Annotated in this window: 15 protein-coding genes and 1 other RNA gene; 8 read left to right on the top strand and 8 right to left on the bottom strand. The window is 70.3% G+C overall.

The genetic code is table 11. The annotated features are described in order from the left end of the window. Nucleotide 1: 1 nt before the first annotated feature. Entirely contained in the window at nt 2-700 is a 699-nt protein-coding gene (gene creB, locus KAH28_RS04075) for a two-component system response regulator CreB (protein WP_290574534.1), read from the bottom strand. Nucleotides 701-769: 69 nt separating this feature from the next. On the opposite strand from creB, the gene KAH28_RS04070 reads away from it, so the two are divergent. The 3 genes from KAH28_RS04070 to KAH28_RS04060 are packed head-to-tail and all read left to right on the top strand — an operon-like array spanning nt 770 to nt 4,017. Continuing rightward, the gene (locus KAH28_RS04070) at nt 770-2,914 is read left to right on the top strand and encodes a marine proteobacterial sortase target protein (RefSeq protein ID WP_290574533.1); all 2,145 of its coding nucleotides are present in this window, start codon (nt 770-772) and stop codon (nt 2,912-2,914) included. Beyond that, a complete protein-coding gene (locus KAH28_RS04065) occupies nt 2,911-3,525 on the top strand; it encodes a class GN sortase (RefSeq protein ID WP_290574532.1) in 615 nt (204 codons plus the stop codon). The genes KAH28_RS04070 and KAH28_RS04065 overlap by 4 nt, the downstream gene beginning before the upstream one ends. A gap of 36 nt (nt 3,526-3,561) precedes the next feature. Next, nucleotides 3,562-4,017: a hypothetical protein gene (locus KAH28_RS04060; protein WP_290574531.1), complete on the top strand. Its 456-nt coding sequence runs from the start codon at nt 3,562-3,564 to the stop codon at nt 4,015-4,017. Between the two features lie 36 nt (nt 4,018-4,053). Here the strand turns inward: KAH28_RS04060 and KAH28_RS04055 are convergent, their stop codons facing one another. The 7 genes from KAH28_RS04055 to KAH28_RS04025 all read right to left on the bottom strand — a co-directional run bounded on the left by KAH28_RS04055 (nt 4,054) and on the right by KAH28_RS04025 (nt 11,859). Continuing rightward, nucleotides 4,054-5,010, bottom strand: a complete 957-nt coding sequence (locus KAH28_RS04055; protein ID WP_290574530.1) for a LysR family transcriptional regulator — start codon at nt 5,008-5,010, stop codon at nt 4,054-4,056. A 202-nt stretch (nt 5,011-5,212) separates the two neighbouring features. Continuing rightward, the gene (locus tag KAH28_RS04050; protein WP_290574529.1) at nt 5,213-6,160 is read right to left on the bottom strand and encodes an AraC family transcriptional regulator; all 948 of its coding nucleotides are present in this window, start codon (nt 6,158-6,160) and stop codon (nt 5,213-5,215) included. A gap of 104 nt (nt 6,161-6,264) precedes the next feature. Further along, nucleotides 6,265-6,582 (bottom strand): 2Fe-2S iron-sulfur cluster-binding protein, encoded by a 318-nt coding sequence (locus KAH28_RS04045; protein WP_290574528.1) that lies wholly within the window; start codon nt 6,580-6,582, stop codon nt 6,265-6,267. 36 nt (nt 6,583-6,618) lie between these two features. Beyond that, nucleotides 6,619-7,869 carry an FAD-dependent oxidoreductase gene (locus tag KAH28_RS04040; protein ID WP_290574527.1) on the bottom strand — a complete coding sequence of 417 codons (1,251 nt, stop codon included), beginning with the start codon at nt 7,867-7,869 and terminating at the stop codon, nt 6,619-6,621. Nucleotides 7,870-8,226: 357 nt separating this feature from the next. Next, nucleotides 8,227-9,618: an FAD-linked oxidase C-terminal domain-containing protein gene (locus KAH28_RS04035; RefSeq protein ID WP_290574526.1), complete on the bottom strand. Its 1,392-nt coding sequence runs from the start codon at nt 9,616-9,618 to the stop codon at nt 8,227-8,229. Beyond that, nucleotides 9,615-9,977 carry a YraN family protein gene (locus tag KAH28_RS04030; RefSeq protein WP_290574525.1) on the bottom strand — a complete coding sequence of 121 codons (363 nt, stop codon included), beginning with the start codon at nt 9,975-9,977 and terminating at the stop codon, nt 9,615-9,617. Before KAH28_RS04030 ends, KAH28_RS04035 begins: the two co-directional genes overlap by 4 nt. Continuing rightward, nucleotides 9,967-11,859, bottom strand: coding sequence for a penicillin-binding protein activator (locus KAH28_RS04025; RefSeq protein WP_290574524.1), 1,893 nt, complete (start codon nt 11,857-11,859; stop codon nt 9,967-9,969). The genes KAH28_RS04030 and KAH28_RS04025 overlap by 11 nt, the downstream gene beginning before the upstream one ends. Nucleotides 11,860-11,897: 38 nt before the next feature. On the opposite strand from KAH28_RS04025, the gene rsmI reads away from it, so the two are divergent. The 5 genes from rsmI to KAH28_RS04000 all read left to right on the top strand — a co-directional run bounded on the left by rsmI (nt 11,898) and on the right by KAH28_RS04000 (nt 16,153). After that, entirely contained in the window at nt 11,898-12,779 is an 882-nt protein-coding gene (gene rsmI / locus KAH28_RS04020; protein ID WP_290574523.1) for a 16S rRNA (cytidine(1402)-2'-O)-methyltransferase, read from the top strand. A 10-nt stretch (nt 12,780-12,789) separates the two neighbouring features. After that, nucleotides 12,790-13,158: RNase P RNA component class A (rnpB, locus tag KAH28_RS04015), an RNA gene on the top strand. Between the two features lie 447 nt (nt 13,159-13,605). Beyond that, the gene (locus tag KAH28_RS04010) at nt 13,606-15,195 is read left to right on the top strand and encodes a hypothetical protein (RefSeq protein WP_290574522.1); all 1,590 of its coding nucleotides are present in this window, start codon (nt 13,606-13,608) and stop codon (nt 15,193-15,195) included. Beyond that, nucleotides 15,192-15,551, top strand: a complete 360-nt coding sequence (gene arsC, locus KAH28_RS04005; RefSeq protein WP_290574521.1) for an arsenate reductase (glutaredoxin) — start codon at nt 15,192-15,194, stop codon at nt 15,549-15,551. Before KAH28_RS04010 ends, arsC begins: the two co-directional genes overlap by 4 nt. Next, nucleotides 15,548-16,153, top strand: coding sequence for a DUF938 domain-containing protein (locus tag KAH28_RS04000; RefSeq protein WP_290574520.1), 606 nt, complete (start codon nt 15,548-15,550; stop codon nt 16,151-16,153). The genes arsC and KAH28_RS04000 overlap by 4 nt, the downstream gene beginning before the upstream one ends. Nucleotides 16,154-16,179: the final 26 nt, after the last annotated feature.

Genomic DNA, 16,179 nt, shown 5'->3' with positions numbered 1-16,179 from the left:
CTCAGCGCTCCGGATCGAATGCGTAGCCGACGCCGCGGTGGGTGCGGATGGGGTCGCGCCCGCCGGTAGCGTCGCGCAGCTTCTGGCGCAGGGTCTTGATGTGGGTGTCCACGGTGCGGTCGAAGACGCCGGTGGGGTCGTCCCAGGCCGCGGCCAGCAGGTGCTCGCGGCTGAACACCCGACCGGGACGCCGGTACAGGGTCGCGAGCAGACGGAACTCGTAGCGGGTCAGCGCCAGGGCGCGGTCATCGTAGCGCGCGCACATGGCGGCTTCGTCCACGGTGAAGGCCGCGCCACCCTCGCCACCCGCCGCACCCGCGGACTCCCGGAATCGCTCGGCTGCCCGCAGGTGCGCGCGCACGCGCGCCACCAGCTCGCGCGGACTGAAGGGCTTGACCACGTAGTCGTCGCCGCCGATCTCGAGACCGACGACGCGGTCGACCTCCGCGTCGCGTGCGGTCAGAAAGAGAATGGGGGCGTCCAGGCGCTGACGCAGGCGCCGGCACACATCGAAGCCGCTCATGTCCGGCAGCCCCACGTCGAGCACGACGATCGCCGGCGTCACGACGTCCAGACACTGCAGGGCCTCGCCGCCGGTGCGCAGCCAATGCACCGACAGTCCATCACGCTCGAGCGCGTAGACCACGTTGTCGGCGATGGCGGCTTCGTCCTCGACCAGCAGGACGACGGTGTCGGGCATGCGGTGTTCCCGGTTGCGCGCGGCGGACTTCACACCGACTTCATTCTAAGCCCCACCATGAAGCCGAGGATGCATCGCGAAGCCCAACCCGAGGTGATCGTGATGCAGACCCCGCCATTCGCTACCGCCACCGTGCACCGCCACCGATCCGCGTGGCTGCGCGCCTGCCTGCTGCTGATACTGCTCGCCGGCGCACAGAGCGCGGCCGAAGCGGCCGACCGGACGCCGGCAGGCGGCGACCGCGTCGCGCTCGACGAGGTGCGCAGCGGCACACTGCTGGCACGCACCGGCGGCGACGGTGGCGGTCATGTCCCGTTGCCGGCAGTCGACAGCCGCGTGCGCGTGCGCGTGACCGGGCCGCTGGCGCGCACCGTCATCCGTCAGCGCTTCACCAATCCCACCGCCGACTGGGTCGAGGCGGTCTACGCCTTCCCGCTGCCCGAGGATGCCGCGGTCGACACCTTGCGCCTGCGCATCGGCGAGCGGGTGATAGAGGGCGAGATCCGGGAACGCGAGCAGGCCCGGCGCACCTACGAGATGGCGCGCGACGCCGGACAGCGCACCGCCCTTGTGGAACAGCAGCGTCCCAACCTGTTCACCACCAGCGTCGCGAACATCCCGCCGGGCGCCGAGATCAGCGTCGAGATCGCCTACCAGCACGTGCTCGAATGGCGCGACCAGCAGTTCAGCCTGCGCGTGCCGCTGGCGATCACGCCACGCTACGGGCGCAGCGAGGACGACACCGTGAGCGGCCCGCTCGCAACGGCCGAAGCGGCCCGCGACGGCTGGATGCTGCTGCCCGGCGAGGTCGGCAACACGGCACGCAACGACGCCACCAGCCCGGTCGATCTCGAAGTGGCGTTGGATCCGGGCTTCGCGCTCGCCGATGTCCACAGCCGCCATCACGCCATCGCGCGCGAGCCGATGGGCGATGGTTCGGGCACCCGCGTCCGGCTGGCTCCGGGCGCCACCGCGGACCGGGACTTCGTCCTTTCCTGGGCGCCGGCGACCGACACGGCGCCACAGGCGGCATTCTTCACCGAGGCACTCGACGGCGGACAATACGGTCTGTTCATGCTGATGCCACCGTCGGCGGCATCCGCCGGCCCGCCGCCGGCGCGCGAGCTGATCTTCGTGCTGGATGTATCGGGCTCGATGGCCGGCGTGCCGATCCGCGCCGCGAAGGCCGCGCTGGACCGCGCGCTGTCGCGCCTGCGCCCGCGGGATCGCTTCAACATCGTGGCGTTCAACCACGTTGCCACGCGCTTTCACGACGGTGCGTTGTCGGCGTCGCCGCAGTCCATCGCCCGCGCCCGACGGTGGGTCGAGCGACTGTCGGCGGACGGCGGCACCGAGCTTCTGGGCGGTCTGCGCGCCGCGCTGACCACGAAGGGCGGCGAAATCGAGCGGCTGCGGCAGATCGTGTTCATCACCGACGGCGCCATCGCCGACCACGAGCCGCTGTTCCGCGCCATGACCCGCGAACTCGGTGACGACCGCCTGTTCACCGTCGGCATCGGCCATGCCCCGAATACGCATCTGATGACGGAGATGGCGCACTTCGGGCGGGGCACCAGCACCATGATCGCCAGTCCCGGCGAGGTGGCGGAGCGCATGGATGCGCTCTTCCGCCAGCTCGAGACACCGGCGGTCACGGACCTCGCGCTGTCGCTGCCGGTGAAGGCCGAAGTCCTGCCGGAGCGGCTCCCCGATCTCTATGCCGGGGAGCCGCTGATGGTGCTCATGCGCCTCGAGAACACGCCGCACCGCATCGCCATCGAAGGCAAGCGCAATCAGGGCGTCTGGCGGCGCGACCTGTCACTGCCACCGCCGGCGGCGCACAGCGGCATCGCGAAGGCATGGGCACGCGAGCGGCTGCGGCAATGGCAGCGGGACGAAGCCCGTGGCGCCGACCCCGAGACGGTGCGTACCGAGAGCCTGACCCTGGCGCTGACGCACGGGCTGGTAAGCCGCTTCACCAGCCTGGTCGCGGTCGACCGAACGCCGGCGCGCGTGCGCGAGGCGATGCTCGAACGGCACGACATCGGGCGCGAACTGCCGCACGGCATGACCGGCACCGAAGTCCGCATGGCACAGACCGCGACGCCCGCTCAGCTGCTCATGCTGGTCGCCGGCCTGCTGCTTCTGCTGTCGGCAATGCTGTGGATTCTGGACCGCGGACCGGCGAACGCGGGTGATCGACCGTGCGCATGACCCGCACCCTGGCCCTGGCGCTGCTGCTCGGCGGCCTGATGCTGGGGGCCTACGCGGTCAGCGTACCGGCCAAGGCGGTGGTTGCGCAGATCCTGCTCCAGCGCGCCTGGCACGCGACACGGCACGAGGGCGCACCGCACCGGCCCTGGCCGGGCGCGGAGCACTGGCCGGTCGCGAGGCTGCACTTCCCCACCCTGGACGAGCGGCACATCGTGCTTGAGGGCGACGGCGGTCATGTCCTCGCCTTCGCGCCCGGCCGCAACCCGCGCTCGGCGCAACCGGGCACGCCCGGCACGACCGTCATCAGCGCGCACCGGGATACCCACTTCAACAGGCTGGGGGCGCTGCAGGTCGGCGACCCGATCACGCTCGAGCACGAAGGCGGCAGCACCGACTACCGGGTGTCGACCACCCGCGTGGTCGACGCACGCGACACGACCATCGCCATCCGCGACCGGCACGAGCTCGTGCTGGTGACCTGCTGGCCCCTGCGCGCGATCGCCCCTGGAGGCCCCCACCGCTTCGTCGTGTTCGCCCGCGCCGATCCGGCCGCACCGGCCGGTTCGCGGATTGATCTGGGTCAAACGTTCGCGGCGCGATCACTTCCATGATGCTTGAACATCGTTCCTACCCTTGCGGAGACGCGCATGCGCTTCAAGCAGATCAGGGATCTGGTCGACTGGGCCATCGGATTCCACGTGGCGCTCGCCAGGCGATACCGCGCGGTCGCACGGCAGGCAGAGGACAAGCGTGTCGTCATGGCACTGGAGTATCTGGCCGATCACGAGCACAAGTTGGAGGCCGCGCTGCGACGACATCTCGACTCGGGTGACGACGCGCTGCTCCGGACATGGCTGGACGACAGCGGCGCCTGGCCGCACCCGCACGTGCTCGACGATCTGGCGGCATCGAAGAGCCTCGACCTGGAGGACGTGACCGGTACCGCCATCGCGGTGCACCGCACGCTGGAACAGTTCTACCGCGCGCACGCCGGCGCGGCGACCAACGATCACGAACGGGCCTTTCTCAACGCACTCGCGGATGGTCAGGCATCCGAGACACGGCGGATGGTGCGCGACATGGCACGGCTCCACGACTACTGACCCCGCACGGGATGCCGCCCGACGGTCGCGGGCCGGCTATGCGACGGCAGCGTCCCCGCCGCGGCGCGCACCCTTGACCACGTCGACCACGATCGACATCAGCGCCTCGGCAGGCGCGGACGGAGTCCGGTCGCTCAATCGGGCGATGAAGAGTTCACGACTCAATGTCGGCTTCAGCGGCACCGACACCAGGGTGCCTTCGGCGATCTGCTCTTCGCACGCGCTCGCGGGCAGGATCGTGCAGACCTTCTTCTGCATGACCAGATTGCGGGTGAGCGTCAGGCTGTCTGCTTCGATGTGGGCGCGGAGCGGGATGTCATCCCCGTCGAAGTACTCGCGGAGGAGCGCTCTCGATCCGTGCAATGACGCCGGCAGGATCAGGTCCAGCTCCCGCAGCTGGGCACGCGGCACGAACTTCTGATCCGCGACCGGATGGTCCGGCGAACAGATGATGCACACGGGCTCGGACAACAGCTTCTTCTGCAGCGTGCGGCCGGCCTTCTTCGGTTGCAGGACGATGGCACAGTCGACCTCCCCGGTGCTCAACTGGCTCATGACCGATCCCGTGGATCCTTCGACGGCCCGGATGCGGACGTTGGGATACTGCTGCTGGAAGGTGTCGATTATCGCGACCATGTAGACGCTGGTGAACGTGGGCGGCGCGGCAATGCTGACGCTCCCGCCGCTCTTGTCGGCAGCGTCGCTGAGCTCCGCCAGCGAGCTCGCCATGCGGGTGAGAATGTCCTCGGCGTGGCGATACAGGATCTCGCCGAACTCCGTGAGCGTGACGCCGTGCCCGTTGCGCACGAGAAGCGGCACGCCCAGGCTCGCCTCCAGCTGCTGAATCTGCCGGCTCATCGCCGATTGCGCCACACCCAGGGCGGCCTCCGCCGCTACGAAGCGACCGTGCTTCGCGACGTGATAGAAGTAGAACAGGCGCCGCGATTCGATAACCGAATTCTGGGGATCGATCGCCTTCTTCTGGTCTTTCATCGCAGTTCCACGTTGGCTCGAAGACCCGCCCCCGGAATGGACAGCCCCCATGCGGGAGCACGCACCCCGGAACGGAGCACCCGCCGTGATGCCTGCCGAGGATTCGCGTTCCCGCCTTCGGCGGTCGAGATTACCATTCGAGGTCCGGCCCGAAGCGCGAGTGGCGACCGGCGGCGGTGCCCCGGCTGCGACGTCGGGCCACCTAGGCTTCTTCGATTGGCTCCAGCGCGGTAATCGATGCAATCGTCGGCGTCTTGCGCCGGCAATCGGCACGATACCCGCCGGGGCTCTGATGCAGCATCCGCTGGAAGACCCGCGTCATGTGGCTCTGGTCCGAAAACCCGCTGTCGATGGCCACCATCTTGAGCGGCGCGTCGGGCATTCTCCGGATCATCTCCTTCGCGTGCTCGAACCGTTGCTGGAGCACATAGGCGTGCGGGGTGGCGCCGAACTCGGACCGGAAGGTCCGGATGGTCTGCGAGGCACTCATCCGCAGGAGCCGGGAGAGTTCCGGAAGCGTGATCTTCCGGTGGATGTTCTCCCTGATGAAGGCCACGATATCCCTGCGCTGCACGCGCGAGAGGCCGCCGCTCGCGATCCGGCGCTCCATGTCGATGGTCGCGTACCGGCGCAGCAGGTGCACGCAGAGCTGCGTCTGCAGCGTCTCCAGCAGCAGGTCGACGCCGATCATGTCGGCACAGAGCTCGTTGTAGAGCATCTGCACGATGCGGCGAAGCATCGCATCGTCGGTATGCAGGACGTTGGGCAACCGGACGCATTCCTTGTCGGTGGCGAAAGCCGATGCCGCGACTTCATTCAAGGCCGCATGCGTCAGATAGAGGTGGGTCACCTTGATCGGCCCGCTCCAGCGCCAACGGGTGTCCTCGCCGCGGGTCATTATGGTGACGTTGCCCGACTGGACCTGCGTGTCCTCCCACTGGCCGTGCGCCATGTTGCCGACCGCACCGCCGCTGCAATGGAACAGGGCGATGGTGTAGTCCTCCATCGGGGGAACCTTTACATCCTGACAACCATAGGTGAAACCGCGGAGCATGAGGTCAGGGTGTTCGCGGGGGCGACTTTCGAATGTAATGTCGCCGGGCAACCATTCCGGAAGATTCTCTACCGGCTGGAATTGCGTGCTCTCCATGTCAACCTCCATCGCATTGCGATTCTTGTATTAATTATTCAGAAGCAAAACCGCCTGTTACCGCATTAATCCCGCAGCCAGCGAAAGGCCATACGAGCGACCGATTATAGCTGGCTGCCCGGGGCCAGCGTGACCCGGATGCCGTCCAGCGCCTCGACCGCCGTCAGCTGGCACGAGAGCCGGGACGCATCGCGGCAGTCCTCCGCAAGCTCCAGCATTTCCGCCTCTTCCTCCTCGGGCGGCGGGAGCTGCCCCAACCAGGCCTCGTGCACGTAGACGTGGCAGGTGGCGCAGGAGCAGCATCCACCGCACTGGGCCGCCACGGGGAGCCCCGCCTGGCGAATCGCCTCCATGATCTTTCCGCCAACAGGCGCGTCGATATCGTGCTCGACGCCGCTATGGTCAGTAACCTTTATCTGCATATCTCTTTTCACCCTGAATCCGTTCGTGTATTGCGTCTAAACCCTTTCAGCGCCTGCGGAAACCGGAACGCCGGCATTGCGAATCGCACCACCATCGGATGCGATATCTTCCGGAGTCGTTACCTGATCCGAAGCCAGCATCTTTCTCGCGCGGACGTGATCCCGCTGACGATTGACGGAATCCACTCCGATCAATCGTCCGTTTCGAAATGCGAATACCGAGAAACTGCGCTCCTCGGGACTTCCATGGATCACGGTGGTATCGGCACCCGACGTCAGTCCGGCCATCTGCAGCCGGCAGTCGTACTGCTCTGTCCAGAACCAGGGCACGGCCCGGTAGGGACGCTGCGATCCGCACAGCGTCGCGGCCAGATGCTTCGCCTGGTCCACCGCGTTCTGGATCGACTCGATTCGGCGGATCTGGCCGTCGCCCCCCTCGAAGGCGGCGCAGTCACCGATCGCGTGTATCGAAGGATCGTTCGTCCTCAGATGTGGATCGACCAGGATGCCGTTCCGGGTGTGCAGCCCCGCCGACACGGCCAGCTGCGTGTTCGGGGTCACACCAATGCCGACCACCGCCACGTCGCAGGGCAGCGTGCTGCCATCATCCAGGTGGACCGCGCTGACCGCACCCTGCCGCCCCTCGAAGCAGGTCACCGATGCGGACAGCCGGACCGTCGCGCCCTGCTCGCGATGCTCGCGGCAGAAGAACGCGGAGATTTCCGGGGTCACGGCCCGCTCCATGAGTCTGGATTGCGCCTCGACGACGGTCACCTGCTTGCCCAGCCGGGTCGCGACTGCGGCGATCTCGAGGCCGATGAATCCACCGCCGACGATCACCACTCGCCGGGCGGTCTCCAGTTCAGCCTTGAGCGCGTCGGCTTCCCCGAGGGTCCGAAGGGAATGAATGCCGCGCAGATCCGCGCCCGGAACGGGCAGCGCCCGATTGTCCGCCCCGGTCGCGAGGACCAGCGCTGCATACCCGACGCTGCTTCCATCCTCCAGGTGCAGCTTCGCGCCGGCCCGATCGATCCCGACCGCCGACACCCCCAGACGCAGCTCGATCGCCTGATCGTCGAAGTACCGGGCGGGCTGCAGCGTCAGGCCGTCCCTGGCGCTCCGGCCGAGCAGGTAGGCCTTCGAGAGCGGCGGACGCTGGTAGGGCGCATCCGGCTCCTCGCCGATGAGCGTGATCGGTTGGCGGTAACCCGACGATCGCGCCGAAGCCGCCAACTGGAAGCCGGCCTGCCCGGCCCCGACGATGACCAATCCTTCCCGTCCTGTCACTTGATCGCTCCTCCACACCGCGGGATGAAGTATTACATCGGCAATTCTGTTATGCAAGTATGAGATATCACGACGCCGAGCGGACGCGCGGGCCGGGCATCCGGGCGCTGCCGCAACGGTGGTATGGAACGGACCTCCCGACCGCTGCGGGGCGGCACGCGGCCGGCCCCGGGACGACGCACCGGTGACGCGAAGCGATGGGGCTCGAGGTGCGCGGGCCCGTGCACCGATGCCGCACGACCGTGGCCGTCGGGCACGCGTGCCGGGGTGCACTCGTCCGGGTTGCTCCCTGCGCTGACGGACGTGGACGCCCATCGGTGCCGGGCCGATGGCCCGGGTGCACGAGTTATCGAGCGATCACGCCCGGACCGGATCGGGGAGCGTCTTGCCCGGGTTGAGGATGCCGGCGGGGTCGAACAGGCGCTTGATCGCCTGCATGCGCTCCAGCGTGCCGGCGTCGATCTCCTGCGCCACGAAGGCACGCTTGGCAACGCCCACCCCGTGCTCGCCGGAGAGGGTGCCGCCGAGGGCGAGCACCAGCGCGAAGACCTCGGCCAGGCAGGCGTCGATGGCGCGCATCTGGGCGGCATCGTCGGGGTCGGCGAGGATGTTGACGTGGATGTTGCCGTTCCCGGCGTGCCCGAAGTTGACGATCATCAGGCCGTGCCGTGCGGACAGCTCGCGCAGGCCCGCGACCAGTTCGGCGAGCCGGCTCACCGGTACGGCCACGTCCTCGTTGACCTTCTTCGGCGCCAGGCCGCGCAGCGCCGGCGACAGCGCCTTGCGCGCCGCCCAGATGTCGTCGGCGGCGTGCTCGTCGGCCGCCGCCTGCCAGTCGAGCAGGCCATCACCCTCGGCGGCTGCGCGGATGGCGGCGATGTCATGGTCGATGCCGGCCTCGAAGCCGTCGGCGGCCAGCAGCAGCAGGGCGCCGGTCGCCTCGGGCAGATCGAGCGCGGCGTGCGCGCGCGCCAGCGCTACCGCGCGGTCGTCCATGAACTCCAGCGCGCACGGCGTGGCCGGCTGGCCCATGATGCGCGCCACCGCCGCGGCCGCCGATTCGACATCGCGATAGGCCGCGCGCATGGTCCGGCGCAGCGCGGGCCTCGGCAGCAGCTTGAGGGTGGCCTCGGTGACGATGGCCAGCGTGCCCTCGCTACCCACCAGCAGGCGGGTGAGGTCGTAGCCGACCACGCCCTTGGTGGTGCGGCAGCCGGTGACCAGCGTGCGACCGCTTCCGTCGACCGCGCGCAGCCCCAGCACGGCATCGCGCGCGGTGCCGTACTTGACCGCGCGCGGGCCGCCGGCGCCGCAGGCGATGTTGCCGCCCACGGTGGAATAGCCGCCGCTGGTGGGATCGGGCGCCCAGAACAGGTCGTCGGCTCCGGCGGTGCTCTGCACCGTGCCGTTGAGTGTGCCGGCCTCGCAGACCAGCAGCCGGTCCGCGGGTCGGTAGTCGATGATGCGCTGCATGCCCTCGAGGCTCAGTGCCACGCCACCCGCCACCGGCACGCTGGCACCGGTGGTGTTGGTGCCGCGTCCGCGTGCCACCAGCGGCACGCCCAGCGCGTGGCAGCAGGTCGCGACATGAACGACATCGTCATGGCCGGCGGCATGCACCACCACGTCGGGCAGCGCCTGGAGGCGGCTGTTGTCGTAGCTGTAGGCCACGCGCTCGGCCTCGTCGGTGACCACGCGCTCCGCGGGCAGCGCCTCGCGCAGACGGGTCAGCAGCGCATCGGTGTTCATGCCGATACCTCGATGGCGTTGCGCAGCCACTCGGCCTCGTCGGCGCCGGTGTAGGCCACGACGTCGAAGCGCAGCGGGCGCCGGGCATCGCGCGGGTTGCGTGCCAGCCAGGTGCGGGCGGCGTGGATCAGGCGCTGCTGCTTGCGCGCGCCCACCGACTCGGCCGCAGTGCCGTAGTCGCTGCGCCGGCGGCTGCGGACCTCGACGAAGACGACGGTGTCGCCGTCGCGCATGACCAGGTCGATCTCGCCGCCGCGCGAGCGCACGTTGCGCGCCAGCAGGCGCAGTCCGTGTCCGCGCAGCAGGGTCAGCGCAGCATCCTCGGCGCTGCGACCGCGACGGCTGCGCTCAGTAGTCACGTCCCCAGCTGTCTTCCCGCGTGCCGCCACGGGAATAGCCGCCGCGCTCGGCGGGCCGGGCGTAGCCGTCGCGGTCGGGGCGGCCGTCGCCGAAGGCGGCATCGTCGCGCGTGGTGATCGGGGGCAGCGGCTGTGCGCCGTCGGCGGTGAGCTCGGCGCAGCCCAGTTCGCGGGTCACGGCGCCGTCGGTGCCGAGCTGCAGGAAGCCGGTGGCACCCGGGAAGGCTTCGCCGGGCGCCCAGCCCTGCTGGAAGCGCAGCGCCATGAGCAGGGCGTCGTGACCGAGCGCGAACAGACGCGGGAAGCGGGTGAAGCGCGAGGCCGATTCCTCCGCCAGCCGCTCGCGCAGCAGGCGCCACTCGGCATCGGGGTTGTGCATCATCCAGGGCATGTCGCACAGACGCGTGCCGCGGATCTCCTCGGGCACCGGGATGTCGCCGTCCCAGGACAGCGCGGTGGTGTACACCGGCCGCTCGCCGGCGCGGAAGTAGGCGAAGCGCGGCGCGATCTGCAGCGCCTCGCGCTGGCGCGCGATGAAGAAGATGGAGGCCGCGTCGCTGCGCGCCTGTGCCTCGAACTCGGGCGACATGCCCAGCGTGCGCACCAGCGCGCGATGGCGTTCCTCGGCGGCATCGACGTTGAGCAGGCTCTTGACCGGCGGCGACAGATCCTCGTCCGGTGCCACGTACTGGGTCTCCAGGATGCGCGCGCCGTACTCGTCGGCGGTGGTGCGCAGCGCGGTAACGACGCGCTCGCTCCAGTCGGCCCGCATGAGCAGGGCCACCATGTCGCCATGGCCCTCGCGCGCGGCACGGCGCACCGCGGCGCGCGCCTCGTCCTCGGGGGCGATGCTGTACTGGTAGACGTTGCGCGGCGGCCAGGTACCCGCGTCCATGCGGTTGAGCATGAGCATGGGGACCGGCACGCTGCCGTAGCGCGCCATCGCATTCACCAGATCCTTGCGTACCGGGCCGAGGAGCAGCGTCGCGCCGTCGCCGAGGGCACGATCGACGGCCGCGAACAGCGTCTCGGGGCTGTCGCCGGTGTGGTAGAAGCGCAGCGGCGGGCGCGGCTCCGGCCTGGCTTCCCAGGCCGCCACCAGACCGTCGCGGATGGAGGCGCCGATGGCTGCGAAGTTGCCGCGCTCGGGCAGCAGCACGGCGATGGCGCCTCCGGTCTCGGCCTTGGCCCAGCCGGCACCGATCTGACGCGTGCCGATGTTGCGCGCACGCTCGGGGGTGGCGGGATGGTTCGGGAAGCGCTGTCGCCACCCCGCCAGCAGCGCCTCGCGCTGGCCCGGCACGGCGCCGCGCGCGATCAGCGCCAGCTCGAACCAGCCGCGCGTGATCCGGTCGGTGCCGGCGAAGCGCGACTGGGCGTCGGCGCCCAGCGGCTGTTCGATGAGCATCTGCCAGATGCGGTCGGTGTTGCGATCGCGGGCGATGGGGTCGTCGAGGAAGCGCTCGCGGTCGACCAGCGCGCTGACCGCGCCGCCCATGTCCCCCATTGCCTGCAGCACCTCGGCGCGGACCAGTTCGGTACGGGCCGCCAGTGCGCGGTCGGGGGTGGCGTTGGGTGGCGGCAGATCGCGCAGCGCGATCAGCGACTCGCCGGCGGCGAGCGACAGCTCGACGCGCAGCAGCTTGAGGCGGTGGCGGTCGCGGGCGTTCAGGCGGCTGGCATCGATCGACGCCAGTGCCGACTCGGCGCTGTCGATGCGCCCTTCGTCGAGCAGGCGCTCGGCCCGCGCCAGCGGTGGTTCGGAGCGGCTCGGGACGCTGCGCACGTCGCCGCGCTCGCGCGGCAGCGGCGCACAGGCCGTGCCGGCGAGCACGACGGCCGTGGCCGCCAGTGCCGCGGCCCATCGACTAGCGTGATTCATACTGAAAGTATCGCACGCGGATTTCGGGGACGTAGCGCATGAGCGAGCAGCACGAGCAGACCGCCGCAGGCGGCACGCTCTATGTCGTGCCGACGCCGATCGGCAATCTGTCGGACCTGTCGCCGCGCGCGCTGCGCATCCTGGGCAGCGTCGATGTCATCGCCGCCGAGGACACCCGCACCACCGGCGCCATGCTGGCGCAGTTCGGCGTGCGCGCACGCATGACGGCACTGCACGAGCACAACGAGGAACAGGTCGTGGGCACCCTGCTGGCGCGGCTCGCGGAGGGACAGAGCGTGGCGCTGGTGTCGGACGCCGGCACACCGCTGATCTCGGACCCGGGCTACCGGCTCGTGGGTGCGGTACGCGCAGCGGACCTGCCGGTGATCGCGCTGCCGGGGCCGTGCGCAGCGGTTGCAGCGCTCTCCGCATCGGGACTGCCCAGCGATGCCTTCAGCTTCTTCGGCTTCCCGCCACCCAAGCCGGCGGCGCGGCGCGAATGGCTGAGCGCGCATCGGCACTGGCCACACACCATCGTGCTCTACGAGTCCAGCCATCGCATCACCGGACTGGCATCGGACATCGCGCAGAGCCTCGAACCGGAGCGCACCGTGGCGCTGGCGCGCGAGATCAGCAAGCGCTACGAGCAGCACTGGCGGGGCGCGGCTCCGGACATGAGCGACTGGCTGTCCGCCGATACCGACCGACAGCGCGGCGAGTTCGTCATCATGATCGCGCCCGGCCCGCCGCGCGATCCGCAGCAGCACATCGACGACCTGCTGCGCCCGCTGCTGCGCGAGCTGGAGCCGTCGCGCGCCGCGCGCGTGGTCGCCGCCGCACTCGGCGAGCGGCGCAATACCGTGTACCGGCGCGCGCTGGCGCTGGCCGACGACGCGGACGCACCGCCGGCGAGCGAGTAGACTTGTCCGCGGAGTTGGCCGAACAGCTGCTGCCGCGCAAGCGGTGGAGGAAAGTCCGGGCTCCACAGGGCAGGACGCCAGGTAACGCCTGGGCGGCGCGAGCCGACGGAAAGTGCAGCAGAGAGCAGACCGCCGATGGCCCCTCGCGGGCACAGGCAAGGGTGAAAGGGTGCGGTAAGAGCGCACCGCGCGGCCGGCAACGGTTCGCGGCACGGTAAACCCCGTCCGGAGCAAGGCCAAATAGGGAAGCACGGCGGTTCGACCGCCAGCGCGCGGCCCGCGCGCGGCTTCCGGGTAGGCTGCTTGAGGCGCACGGTGACGTGCGTCCCAGAGGAATGGCTGTTCTTGACAGAACCCGGCTTACAGGCCGACTCCAACTAGTTCGCTCCGGCGGTCGTCGTGCCAGCGGCGGCCGCGGTCACTAGGCTCGGGCCATCCATGGCCCGAGCGCTCACCCCGCTGCGAAGCGCCACCGGCGCTTCGGTCGGGACTCGCCCCGGCTTACAGGCCGACTCCAACTTGATTCCCTGCAACGTCCCCGCTCCTGCGCGGGACGTTCCACCCACGCCCAAGGCGACGTTGGCGATGCCGTCCATGGCGCATCGTCGATGCTCCAACCACCCCCCGGCCCGGACGTCCTGTCCGGGCGTTCGCCCGCGTGCGAAGTGCCGCCGGCACTTCGGTCGGGCTCACCCCGCTGCGAAGCGCCACCCGCGCTTCGGTCAAGCTCGCCCGCGGCTCTCGCGCGCACTCGCGGGGTAGCATCGGGTTCTGAACGCGCGGTCGCGTCACGATCGACCGCGGACCGACCAGGGAGGAAGACGCGATGCTGAGCCTGTGCGTGATTGTCGGTGGGGGCGGCCTGTTCCTGCTCGGCACGGTCTGGCTTCGGGCGGCACTGGCGGGGATCGCCGGCCCGCGCCTGCACGCTATGCTGCTGCGCGGGCGGACCGATGCGGTGACGGCGCTCCTGGCCGGCGCAATGTCGGCCCCGGTGGCGCCCTCGGGCCTGGCGGCGGCCGCGGTGGTGGCAGGGCATCCCTCCGGGGCGCAGCAGCGACTGGGGGCCGCCACCGGTGTGCTGATCGGTGCGCTGCTCGCGATGCCGCTCCTGCTGTGGGGGGCGCTGGTGGTGAAGCCCGCGCTCTCGGTCGCGCTCGTCACCGTCGCCGGCGGTGCCCTTCTGGCACGGCTCGGCACCCGCAGCTGGGTGATACAGCTCGGCAGCGGCGTCGCCGCGCTGGGGCTCGCGGTGATCGGCATCGATCTGCTCCATTCGGGATGGAGCGGGCTGGGCTGGTCGCTCACCGCGCTGTCGAACGGCACTGCCGCCACCGCGCTCGTCCTGGTGGCCATAGGAACGGCGGCTGGCGTCGTGGTCGCCTCGCCGGCGACCGCGCTGGTCGTGACACTGGCCGCCACCACGGCCGCGGTCCTCACCGCCGGACAGGCGATGGCGCTCGCGGTGGGGCATCTGCTGGCACTGGCGATGCCGGCCATGCGCGCGATTGGTACGGTCTCGCGCCGCTCGGCCGTTCTGCTGATCGTGCTGCAGTGCCTTGCCGCCGCGCTCGGCTATCTGATGGTGGTCGCGGGGCTGCCGGATGCGCTGGCCGCGGTGAGCCCGGAAGGCGGCTTCTCGCGCGCCGGCCAGCTCGCGATCTTCGTATCGGCGCAGGCGGCACTGGTGGCGCTGCTGATGATGGCGCTGCGCCAGCCGCTGGTGCGCATGCTGGTGCGGCTCCTGCCCGAGGAAGGACACGCGCCGCTCACGCCGCTGCTGGATCCGCTGCTGCGCCGCGTGCCGGCGTGGGCGCTGGCCGCCGCCGGCAGCGTGCTGCACCGGGGCGTGGCCGACATGATGCGCGTGCTGGCCCGCAGCCTGCGCAGTGGTACCGCGCCGTCGGCGCAGGAGATCGTGCGCAACAGCGCAGCGCTCGACGCGGTCGCCGCCTACTTCGCGCGGCTCAATCCGGGCTCCGGCCGCACCGATCAGAAGCGGCTCGGCCGGCTGCGCCAGGTGCTCGACCATGCGCGCAGCCTGCGCGACGATCTCGAGGCGGCGCGCCGGGCCGCGGCGCTGCGCGAGATGCCGGCGCTGGCCAGCCTGGCCGACGAGCTCGCCGACGCACTCGACGCCTGCGCGGATGGACTGGTCAGCGATGGCGGCCTCCCGCAGGCGCGGCTCACCACGATGGAGACCTTCTCTGCACGCATCGGGGATACCGCCGACAATGCGCGCCAGGCCATCGTCGAGCGCCTCGGCGGCTACAGCGTCGCCATCGAGACGGTGCTCGCCCAGCTCGCTGCGCAGCGCTGGCTGGAGCGCGTCACCGTGCATGCGCTGCGCAGTGCCGCGCATCTGCGCGCGCTCGCGCCGGAGGCGCCATCGGAACCCGGAGGATACGGAGCATGACCCACGGACCCATCACCATCTATCACAACCCGCGCTGCTCGAAGAGCCGCGAGACGCTCAAGCTGCTGCACGACGCCGACGTCAACCCCACCGTCGTCGAGTACCTCAAGGAACCGCCCGATGTCGCCGAGCTGGACATGCTGTGCACCGCCCTCGGCGGCGAGCCCACGGACATGGTTCGCTTCAAGGAGCCGGACGCGAAGGCACTGAAGCTCAAGCCCGACGACACCCGCATGCGCGCGGACTGGCTGAAGATCCTCGCCGAGAATCCGCGTCTGCTGGAGCGCCCCATCGTCCTGCGCGGCGAGCGCGCGGTGGTCGGTCGGCCGCCGGAGAAGGTGCGGGAACTGCTGTGAGCGCGCCGGCGGCGGACAGGCCCTTCGCGCCGGCGGCGGAACGCAACGCCGAGCCCATTCTCGCGGTGCTGCGCGACGCCTTCGCCGAGCGCCGGAAGGTGCTCGAAGTGGGCAGCGGGACCGGCCAGCATGCGGTGCGCTTCGCCGCCGCCATGCCGTGGCTGAGCTGGCAGTGCAGCGATGTGGCGGCGCACCTGCCCGGCATCCGCGCCTGGCTGGCGGACGCCGCGCTGCCGAACACGCCGGACCCGATCGCGCTCGACGTGACCGACCCCTGGCCTGAAGGCCCCTTCGACGCCGTCTTCAGCGCCAACACGCTGCACATCATGTCGTGGCCCGAGGTCGAGCGCTTCTTCGCCGCACTGGGCCGCGTGCTGGCACCGGACGCGACCCTGGCCGTCTACGGCCCCTTCCGCCGCGATGGCGCCCACACCGCGCCCAGCAACGCCGCCTTCGAGGAGAGCCTGCGCGCCCAGGACCCGGCGCGCGGCATCCGCGACATGGCCGACATCGACCGGCTGGCCGCAGCGGTGGGCCTGCAGCGCGCCGACACCATCGCCATGCCGGCGAACAACTTCACGCTGGTGTGGCGGACGCGCTAGCTGTGATCTCTCAATAGGTTGTTCAT

It is taken from the genome of Algiphilus sp. (assembly GCF_023145115.1).
Lineage (GTDB): Bacteria > Pseudomonadota > Gammaproteobacteria > Nevskiales > Nevskiaceae > Algiphilus.
This window is presented reverse-complemented; position numbering and strand designations above follow the sequence as displayed.